Origin of the sequence: Shinella sp. G-2, from assembly GCF_050172695.1 — a bacterium.
Taxonomy (GTDB): Bacteria; Pseudomonadota; Alphaproteobacteria; order Rhizobiales; family Rhizobiaceae; genus Shinella.
This window is the reverse complement of record NZ_JBBEYH010000002.1, coordinates 316,413-325,873: the sequence shown is the minus strand read 5'-3', so window position 1 is coordinate 325,873 and position 9,461 is coordinate 316,413. Positions and strand designations below refer to the sequence as shown.

Annotated in this window: 11 protein-coding genes; 8 read left to right on the top strand and 3 right to left on the bottom strand. The window is 63.9% G+C overall.

Translation table 11 applies throughout. The features are described 5' to 3' along the window. From V8U06_RS05525 to V8U06_RS05515, 3 genes are all read left to right on the top strand, one after another. Positions 1–972 carry a beta-ketoacyl-ACP synthase III gene (locus V8U06_RS05525; RefSeq protein ID WP_427139819.1) on the top strand — a complete coding sequence of 324 codons (972 nt, stop codon included), beginning with the start codon at positions 1–3 and terminating at the stop codon, positions 970–972. Positions 973–1,118: 146 nt separating this feature from the next. Beyond that, positions 1,119–1,457 (top strand): integration host factor subunit alpha, encoded by a 339-nt coding sequence (locus V8U06_RS05520; protein ID WP_023513396.1) that lies wholly within the window; start codon positions 1,119–1,121, stop codon positions 1,455–1,457. 277 nt (positions 1,458–1,734) lie between these two features. Then, positions 1,735–2,265 carry a MerR family transcriptional regulator gene (locus tag V8U06_RS05515; protein WP_226919670.1) on the top strand — a complete coding sequence of 177 codons (531 nt, stop codon included), beginning with the start codon at positions 1,735–1,737 and terminating at the stop codon, positions 2,263–2,265. Between the two features lie 94 nt (positions 2,266–2,359). Here the strand turns inward: V8U06_RS05515 and V8U06_RS05510 are convergent, their stop codons facing one another. Further along, positions 2,360–2,569 carry a hypothetical protein gene (locus V8U06_RS05510; protein WP_427139818.1) on the bottom strand — a complete coding sequence of 70 codons (210 nt, stop codon included), beginning with the start codon at positions 2,567–2,569 and terminating at the stop codon, positions 2,360–2,362. A 358-nt stretch (positions 2,570–2,927) separates the two neighbouring features. After that, entirely contained in the window at positions 2,928–3,677 is a 750-nt protein-coding gene (locus V8U06_RS05505; RefSeq protein WP_427139817.1) for a sulfite exporter TauE/SafE family protein, read from the bottom strand. A gap of 97 nt (positions 3,678–3,774) precedes the next feature. Here V8U06_RS05505 and V8U06_RS05500 point away from each other — a divergent pair, with 97 nt between their 5' ends. From V8U06_RS05500 to V8U06_RS05490, 3 genes are all read left to right on the top strand, one after another. Further along, complete coding sequence (locus V8U06_RS05500) at positions 3,775–4,665, top strand: LysR family transcriptional regulator (protein ID WP_427139816.1); 891 nt, start codon at positions 3,775–3,777, stop codon at positions 4,663–4,665. A 108-nt stretch (positions 4,666–4,773) separates the two neighbouring features. Next, the gene (locus V8U06_RS05495) at positions 4,774–5,352 is read left to right on the top strand and encodes a TetR/AcrR family transcriptional regulator (protein ID WP_427139815.1); all 579 of its coding nucleotides are present in this window, start codon (positions 4,774–4,776) and stop codon (positions 5,350–5,352) included. 193 nt (positions 5,353–5,545) lie between these two features. Further along, entirely contained in the window at positions 5,546–6,343 is a 798-nt protein-coding gene (locus tag V8U06_RS05490) for a crotonase/enoyl-CoA hydratase family protein (protein ID WP_427139814.1), read from the top strand. Positions 6,344–6,361: 18 nt separating this feature from the next. On the opposite strand, the gene V8U06_RS05485 is transcribed toward V8U06_RS05490, so the two are convergent. Next, positions 6,362–7,519: an NADP-dependent oxidoreductase gene (locus tag V8U06_RS05485; RefSeq protein ID WP_427139813.1), complete on the bottom strand. Its 1,158-nt coding sequence runs from the start codon at positions 7,517–7,519 to the stop codon at positions 6,362–6,364. Here V8U06_RS05485 and V8U06_RS05480 point away from each other — a divergent pair. Both V8U06_RS05480 and V8U06_RS05475 read left to right on the top strand, forming a co-directional pair. Beyond that, positions 7,470–8,375: a LysR family transcriptional regulator gene (locus V8U06_RS05480; protein ID WP_427139812.1), complete on the top strand. Its 906-nt coding sequence runs from the start codon at positions 7,470–7,472 to the stop codon at positions 8,373–8,375. The two genes, V8U06_RS05485 and V8U06_RS05480, sit on opposite strands and share 50 nt — an antisense overlap. A 163-nt stretch (positions 8,376–8,538) precedes the next feature. Then, positions 8,539–9,339: an FkbM family methyltransferase gene (locus V8U06_RS05475; RefSeq protein ID WP_427139811.1), complete on the top strand. Its 801-nt coding sequence runs from the start codon at positions 8,539–8,541 to the stop codon at positions 9,337–9,339. The last annotated feature ends 122 nt before the right edge of the window (positions 9,340–9,461 follow it).

Below are 9,461 nucleotides of genomic sequence, written 5' to 3'. Positions count from 1 at the left end.
ATGATTCGTTCAGTGGTCCGCGGTTTCGGAGCAGCGCTTCCGAAGCGGGTGCTCACCAATGCCGAGCTCGAAAGCATGGTCGATACGACCGACGAGTGGATCGTGCAGCGCACCGGCATCCGCCAGCGCTACATCGCCGGTGACGGCGAAACGACCGCCTCGCTCGGCGAAGCGGCCGCGCGCGACGCGCTGGACAAGGCGGGCCTGACCGCCGCCGACATCGACCTCATCGTCGTCGCCACCTCGACGCCGGACAACACCTTCCCGGCGACCGCCGTCAACATCCAGAACCGTCTCGGCATGCATCACGGCTTTGCCTTCGACGTGCAGGCGGTCTGTTCCGGCTTCGTCTATGCCGTGACGACGGCCGACGCCTATATTCGCGGCGGGCTTGCCCGGCGCGTGCTGGTCATCGGCGCGGAAACCTTCTCGCGCATCCTCGACTGGACCGACCGCACGACCTGCGTGCTCTTCGGCGACGGCGCCGGCGCGATCATCCTGGAAGCCCAGGACGGGGCAGGGACCAATGCGGACCGCGGCGTGCTGGCGACGCAGCTTCGCTCCGACGGCGCGCATCGCGAAAAGCTCTATGTCGACGGCGGCCCCTCGACGACCGGCACGGTCGGCCACCTGCGCATGGAGGGCCGCGAGGTCTTCAAGCATGCGGTGGGCATGATCACCGACGTCATCGTCTCGGCCTTCGACGCCACCGGCTTCACCGCCGACGACATCGACTGGCTGGTGCCGCACCAGGCCAACAAGCGCATCATCGACGGTTCGGCCAAGAAGCTCGGCATTCCCCTGGAAAAGGTCGTCGTCACCGTCGACCTGCACGGCAACACCTCGGCCGCCTCCATTCCGCTGGCGCTGGCGACGGCCGCGAGCGACGGGCGCGTCAAGCAAGGCGATCTCGTGCTGCTGGAAGCCATGGGCGGCGGCTTCACCTGGGGCGCGGTGCTGCTGCGCTGGTAACGCCTTGTGGCGGGCGTATCGGTCTGCGGGCGCCGTTCTGCAGACCAATACGAGTCCTCTTGCCGGGGCCGCTTGACCCGAGGGGGCAAGGACAATACTCTTCCCTCCCTAACCATACGCTTTCAATGGGAAATCGGTGAGGAACGATGAGCGGCAAGACGGTGACACGCGCAGATTTGGCCGAATCGGTTTTCCGTAAGGTCGGCCTCTCCCGAACCGAATCGGCGGAGCTTGTCGAGACCGTGATCGACGAGATCTGCAATGCCATCGTGCGGGGCGAGAGCGTCAAGCTTTCCTCCTTCGCCACCTTCCAGGTGCGCGACAAGAACGAGCGCATCGGCCGCAACCCGAAGACCGGCGAGGAAGTGCCGATCTCGCCGCGCCGCGTGATGACCTTCAAGGCTTCCAACGTGCTGAAGCAGCGGGTGCTGAAATCGCATCTTTCGCGCAAGGCCAAGCAGAAGCCGGCATCCCCCGCATCCTGACACGGTTTCCGGACGACGCCTTCCGACGCGGTTCTGCCGGCCGGCATTGCGCGCGCCCGTAACGGGTCGGGCGGGGCGGCCCTGTTGCCGGCAGGGCAACCCCTTCGCGAAAGCCGGGTCCTCCGCTACCGCTTTTGGACGGGATTTGGCGCTTTTTCCGCCGAATGCGCGTACATGCACAATTTGAAACTTGAATATCGCCCGGCAAGCCGCTGAAATGAATACGATTCGGCGGCGCGCTTTTCTGCCGCCGGCGCGAGCTTTCATCGAGGACAGAATGGACAAGAGTCCGGACGCTTTCCGCACCATCAGCGAGGTCGCCGACGACCTCGACCTGCCGCAGCACGTGCTGCGCTTCTGGGAAACGCGCTTCACGCAGATCAAGCCGATGAAGCGCGGCGGGGGCCGGCGGTACTACCGCCCGGAGGATGTCGATCTCCTCAAGGGTATCCGCCACCTGCTCTACGACCATGGCTACACGATCAAGGGCGTGCAGAAGCTGCTCAAGGTCAACGGCAACAAGTTCGTCGCCGCCATTGCGAGCGGGGACCTTGCGACCGTGGAGGCGCTGGCCGCGGCGAGCCACGAGGAGCCGCCGCCGCCGAAGGCCGGCAGCGACGAGGACCAGATCGTCGGACGCCCCAAAGCGCCCGCCAGCCGCCGTTTCTTCTCCTTCGTGGGCGGCAGCGACGAAGCGCCGGAGATCTCGCTCGGCAAGACGAGCGTCGGCAAGGAAGACCGCGCGCTGCTGCAGGAAGCGCTCTACGACCTCCTGGAATGCAAGCGCCTGCTGGACCAGGTGCGCTGAGCCTTCGGCCATAGACCGGCGCGCTTCCCGTCAAGAAGCGCGCCCAACGCCATGCTTCAGCCCCCCGAAACAGGCCGGGCCTCTGGTGGCTCGATCATTCCCGCAAGGGGGCTGGCTCCCATCCCCGCGTAAAACCGCGCCCCATGGCCGCGCGCGTCAGTTCGAGCTGGCGCCGCAGATGGGCGCAATCGGCCAGCAGCGTCGCAATCGCCGCCTGCGCATCGCCATCATGCCAGGCGAGGGCGGCGCGCACGGCCTCGCCCACGTCGTCGATTTCGGCTTCGTACTCTTGAAGCGGGCACACGTCTGCACTCTCCTGTGAAGGCCACAGCAAGCTGGGGGAAGGTGGTGGAACGAAGGTCATTGCCTTTGTTCCTATTATGTTCCTGTTTTTGGCAGAGTCAAGAAAAAGCCCCGCACGAGGGCGGGGCAAAACAAGCGTCACGCTTGGCTTGGTGACGCGGGGGAGTGCCCGCAAAATGACAAGCGGGCGAAGGCACCCTACGACTTTCGTCTAATGCGCGGGAAGGTCTGATTCGGCGATTCCGGTACGCTCCGGCAAAAATGCCTCGTGCGTGCAGCCGATCGCGCAGGCAGGGACGCGGGACAACCGCGGCAAAGGGAGGCGGGTCGCGGCTTTTGCGGCAACAGCGTCGAGCTGACTACAGGAAGGGCCTGATGGCCATCTCCACACCGAGCAGGAACAGAAAGAGAAGAAATCCCCGTCGGAAGGTCGATGGGCTTATTCTGTCCCGGACGACCTGTCCTGCCCACATTCCCGCCAGAGCCGGGATGACGGCGATGACGGAAATTGCGAGCCGTTCGATCTGGAAAGCGCCCTGTGCGCCGATGCCGGCAGCCAGGGCGACCGTCGAGACCGTAAACGACAAGCCAAGCGCCTGGACAAGGTCATCCTTGGAGAGCCCGAGCGCCTGCAGATAGGGGACGGCGGGTATCACGAAAACACCGGTGCAGCCCGTGATGAGACCGGTCACCACGCCGACAAGGGGCGACATCCATCGTTCGGCAGCTCCGGGAACGCTGATTTGGCGCGCGAACAAGGTGTAGAGCGCGTAAGACGCAAGCGCTGCGCCAAGGGTGGCGGTTGTGAGGACGGTGTCGCCACCTGCGATAAAGGATGCTCCGAGCATCGTCCCGACGACGATGGCAAGCATCATGGGCCATAGTCGCCCGAGGATCGCGCGGAAATCGGCGCCCGCGAAAAGCTGCCACGCATTCGTGACAAAGGACGGGACGATCAGCAGGGTTGCCGCAGCGAGCGGCGACAGGAGGGCGCCGAGCACGCCCATCGCCACCGTCGGAAGCCCCATGCCGGTTATGCCCTTTACGAGCCCGGCGACAAAAAAGGTTGCCGTGATGGCGGTGATCACTGGGATGGAGAAGTCTGACATGACGCATCACTACCAGCTTCATCCCATCGTAAAATGCGGAACTTCCGCGGTCTGGCTTCGGCTGGACCGAAGGCTGATTTCCGGTTAGCGTCAGGCCATGCGCTTCGACCTCACGGACCTTCGCCTTTTTCTCGCTGTCGTGGATGCGGGAAACATCACCCACGGCGCAGCTCAGGTCGGGCTGTCTCTCCCGGCAGCGAGCGAACGGCTCCGCAACATGGAGATCGAGGGGGACGTCAAGCTACTTCAGCGCGGCAGACGCGGCGTGGTGCCAACGGAAGCCGGTGAGGCCCTGGCGCATCACGCCCGGACCATCGCGCACAGCCTGTCGCAAATGCGCGAGGAAATCGGACACTATGCGAAGGGGCTGCGCGCCAATGTGCGCGTTTTTGCCAATACGGCCGCGATTGCAGAAATCTTGCCCGCTCGACTGGCCCCCTGGCTGGCCGCGCATCCGCAGGTCGACGTCGACCTGCAGGAGCGCCAGAGTGTCGAGGTCGCCAGGAGCGTTGCCTCCGGCTTCGCGGAGATCGGTATCCTGTCGAGCGCCGTCGAGACGGGTGACCTTGTCTTGAAGCCATTCGCCATCGATCGCCTGGTCGTGGTTGCGGCGCGCCATCATCCTCTTCTGCGGACACCACGTGTCCGCTTTGCCGACATACTCGGCCATCACTTCGTCTGTTTGGCCGCAGGGGCCTTGCAGGCGCATATCGATGGCCAGGCCGCCAGGATCGGAACCAGGCTCAAGAAACGCGTGGCCTTGCGCAGCTTCGACGACATCTGCCGCATGGCTGCTGAAGGCGTCGGTATCGGGATCGTGCCGGAGACGGCGGCGCGGCGATTCCGGCGGGCAGGGCAAATCGACGTCCTTGCCCTTCAGGACGATTGGGCGACACGACGGCTCTCGGTCTGCGCTCGCGGCGAGGACGCGTTGACACCGCTGGCGCTCGACCTCTTCCGGCATCTGGCCGCGGAAACGTCGACGTGATCCGCCTCGCGACGGCGCATCGGCGGCTGGGAGGGATGCGGACGCCAGGCGTGTAGACGGGGGACAGGCAAACTTGTCCGCATACACCGGGTAGTATACGCTGGAGGAATGAGCGACAGGACGATTTCGACACGCGAACGGATAATCGAGGCTGCGGGAAAGCTCTTTCACGCGGAGGGCATACGGGCCGTGAGTGTCGATGCCGTTGCGGAAAAGGCCGGTCTCACCAAGCGCACCCTCTATTATCATTTCCGCAGCAAGGACGATTTGATCGCGGCCCACCTGGAGGCCCGCGATCAGCCCAATCTCGATGTGTTCAAGCGGTGGTTCCACGCCACCGAGGGCGATGTCGCCGACAAGATACAAGGGGTGTTCAACAGCCTCGCCGCGTCTGCCATGCACCCGAAGTGGAAAGGGTGCGGCTTCCTGCGAACATCGGTCGAGCTCATTCACATGCCCGGGCACCCGGCGATTATCGTCGGGCGAGCGCACAAGAAGCGGGTCGAAGACTGGCTGTGCAATGTCCTGGAGGGGGCGCGCACGCCGGAAGATGCGCGCCAGCTGGCGCGACAGATCGTTCTCCTGCTGGACGGAGCGTTTTCAGTCGTTCTTCTCCACCGCGATGCCAGCTACATGCGGAGCGCCGGGGAAGCCGCCGCGCTGTTGATCCGCAAGACGCAGCCGTAGCGCCGGGAACGCCGCGCTCTCTTTCAGCCGATAGCTCGCCCGGGCGCCGGGCCTCGCCCAGCCATCAAGCGTTTGCGCCGCCAAGGCAGCACGGCCCGGCATCGGCGTCGCGCCATGTATACCGACAAGTGAATATACATTGCTCCCTCCATCGGCATTATCTCCTCCAGAAACCTCTCGGGAAGGAAGCCCCATGTCGGACCTGGTTTTGTATGATGCCTGCGATCAGATCGCCACGTTGACCCTCAATCGACCCGAAAAGCTCAACGCGTTGAGTTACGAGCTGATCGATCGGCTGCTCGCTTTGCTCGACACGATCGAGACGGATGACGCCATCCGGGCCGTCATCCTGACGGGAGCGGGGGATCGTGCCTTTTCAGCCGGAGGCGATATTCATCAATTTTCGAAAAGCGTTGCGGCTGGCGTCGACACCGCCATGCGCGATTTCGTGTCGCGCGGTCAGCGCCTGACGGCAAGACTGGAAGCGTTTCGCAAGCCGATCATCGCCGCTGTAAACGGCCTCGCGTTCGGCGGAGGCTGCGAGATCACCGAGGCGGTGCCGCTCGCCATCGCCAGCGAACGGGCGCTCTTCGCCAAGCCGGAAATCAATCTCGGGATGCCGCCGACCTTTGGAGGGACCCAGCGACTGCCGCGCCTGGCGGGACGAAAACGCGCCCTCGAGCTCCTCCTCACCGGCGACAGTTTCACGCCCCAACGGGCATGGGAACTCGGTCTCGTCAACAAGGTCGTTCCCCACGAAGACTTGATCCCGGCGTCGCGCGACCTTGCCCGCCGTATCCTGCGCCATTCGCCGCTGGCCGCAGCGAGCATCCTCACGGCCGTCACGCGCGGGGTAAACCAGAGCATCGCCGAAGGCCTGCTTGTCGAGGGCGAACAATTTGCCCGCATCGTGCCGACCGATGACCTGCGCGAAGGACTGAACGCCTGGATCGAACGCCGGAGCCCGAATTATTCAGGACGCTGGCCGTGAGGCTGAGGGTCCTGCCCGTTACAGTTTGACCAGCTGCTTTCCGAAGTTTTCACCCTTCAGCATGCGGATGAATGCGCGCGGCACGGTCTCGATGCCTTCCTCGACATCTTCTCGCGTCTGGAGCAGGCCCTGCCTGTACCAGGACAGAAGTTCGGCGCGTGCCGTCTCATAGCCGTCCGCGTGATCGTCGAGCAGGAAGCCTTCGATCCGGGCGCGGGTGATCAGCGTTCGACGCAGATGACGCAAGCCGATATCGGGCTGTTCGAGCCGGTCGGCCAGCGCAATCGTCCCGACGATCACGACGCGGCCGAAGGTATTGAGGTTGAGCATGGCCGCATCGTGTATCGGCCCTGCGGTGTTGTCGATAAAGACATCCACGCCCTTCGGGCACGCGGCGGCAATATCGGCAAGAAGGTCCGCCGAGGTCCTGTGGTTTACACCTGTTCGGTATCCCAGCGTCTTGCACCATTCCAGCTTCTCGTCAGAGCCTGCGACGGCCACCGGGTCGAAGCCCTTGATGCGTGCGATCTGTCCTGCAATCTGCCCCACGGCGCCGGACGCCGCTGATATCAACACCGTCTCTCCCGCCTTCGGATGTGCAGTCTTCAACAGGGCGAAATAGGCGGTAAGGCCCGGCATGCCCAGATAACTGAGGGCCGATTGCACGGGCGCGTCCGTGCTCGAGACCGGTTTGGCCGACTGCGCGGGAACCACGCTGAAGGGTTGCCAGCCGAAACAATCGCTCGTCACGATGTCGCCGGGTCTGAAATCCGCGGAGCCGGAGCGGATCACCTCGCCGACGCCGCCGCCCCGCATGAGATCGCCAGGCTTGAAGCCCGCGGCATAGTTCCTGGCGGGGCTGATCCGGCCGCGCATATAGGGGTCGACGGAGAGCCAGAGCGTTTTCACGAGAAGCTCGCCCTCCGCTTGCTGCGGGAGAGGGCGCTCGTCCAGCACCCAGTTTTCCTCGGTCGGCATGCCGGAGGGGTGGCTTCGAAGGATCCAGCTGGGATTGGTGGCCATGGCGTTCTCCTGTTCGGTGGCGCGCCGATGGTGCATGAATTTGCGAGGGATGATAATCAGGCCATTCTGAAAAAGATTGCTTTGAATTCCGGAAGAATGACCGATGGACATGGTTGAGGCGATGAGGGTTGCCGTGGCGATCGCCCGGCACAAGAGTTTTTCGTCTGCAGGCCGCGACCTTGGACTGTCCGGCCCCTCGGTCAGCCGTATCGTCGCCGACCTGGAGGCCGATCTTGGCGCGCGGCTTTTCAACCGGACGACCAGACAGCTCAGTTTGACCGACGCGGGGTCGGAGTTCGTGCAGAAGAGCGCGGGCATCCTGGAAGAGCTTGACCAGATGAGGAGTTCTGTCCGCGACCGTCACGAGAGCCCGCGCGGTCGCTTGCGCATTTCCTGCGTGACGGCCTTTGGCAACGAATGCCTGGCACCGGCCATCCCGCAGTTCAGCCGGCGCTATCCGCAGCTTGCGGTTTCGGTCGACCTTGGCAACCGGTTGGTCGACCTGATCGGGGAGCATTTCGATCTTGCCATCCGTGTCGGGCCCTTGAAGGATTCGTCCCTGATCGCACAAAGGATATTCACGCAACGGATCGTCTTCGTTGCGGCGCCCGCGCTGTGCAAGGCCTACGGAATGCCCGACGCGCTGGAGGACATCCGCGCCTGGCCGTCCGTCACCCAGGTCAGCGGGGAATGGGGGCGCACGCAGCGGTTTTCCAGGGAGGGCAGGATCGTCGAATTTGACGTGCCGCAGCACGTGACGCTGAACTCGGCCCGGGCGGTGAGGAACATCTGCATCGCCGGTGGAGGCTATTCCCTGTTGCCCGACTTCATGGTCGCCAGGGATATCGCGGAGGGCCGTCTCGTGCGCCTGTTGCCGAACTACCGGCCTGCCGGGCAGCCGATCTTTGCGTATTATGCGCAGCGACGGCATACGCCTCAAAAGATCCGGGTCTTCACCGACTACCTGATGGACGTCTTCGGCTCGAAGGACGCGCCGGAGACGGAATGACGGTTTCTCCCGCCGCTTTTGCGGCCAAGGAGGCTGTCCGACGCGGCCTTTCGGACAACATCCGGGATAGAATTCACGAAACCATCATTCACCTTGAACGTGCGCTGGAAATATGCCCAACTTGGCTGGGTTCTCGGAAAACGTGTCGCGGAAACAAGCTGCCATGCAAGACAAGATCGTGGTGAACGGCCTCTCCTTTCAGGTCCTCACCGGCAAGAACAAGGCGTTCTGGGACGGCGTGAAGGCCGGGCAGTGGGAAAACGAGACCTTCGATTTCTTCCGGGACAACATCCGCCCCACGACCGTGGTTCTGGATGTCGGAGCCTGGATCGGCGCGACGGCGCTCTATGCGGCGCAGCTCGGTGCGAAATGCGTGGCCTTCGAGCCAGATCCGGTCGCCTTCGAGGAACTCAAGGCCAACACGCAGGAAAACAGCGGGGCCGCCTGGGCCGACCGGCTGTCGATCATCAATGCGGCGATCACCGTCGACGGTGCGCCGCTGGTGCTGGGCAGCAGCTCGAGCGGCGGCGACTCCATGTCGAGCGCCCTGCTGGCCGATGCGGATACGAGCTGGACGGTGGCCTCCCGCCGCCTCGAGGACGTGCTGCGGGAATTTTCGTCGCCCGGCGATCCGCTTTTCATCAAGATCGATATCGAGGGCGGGGAATATTCGCTGCTTCCGGCCGTGGCCAGCATTCTGGCGCGGGCAGGCGCGACCTTCCATATCTCGCTGCATCCGCGCTTCCTGCGCAAATCGCTGCGCCGGAAATTTGGCTCGCTGCCCTGGCCCCTGCGGTTTCTGAAGGTTCGCCGCGAATTCGTGCGGCAGCACCGGGCGGTGCTGGCCGCCTTGCCGGCGGGAAAGACCATCTCCATCGAAAGCGCCATTCCCGTCTGGGGCCTTCTGCCCATGGCCGCCCTGACCGGAAAATTCCCGAGCGAAATCCGCATCGTTCCCCGCTGAGGCGAGTATGGCCAATCCTCCAGATTGCGCCTCGTAGCTGCACGATGCCAGCGGTCTCGTGGTTCGATTCCTCACGATGCAGGCCAGGCGCAAGGAATTTCTGATCAGGCGGAGTTTTCAGC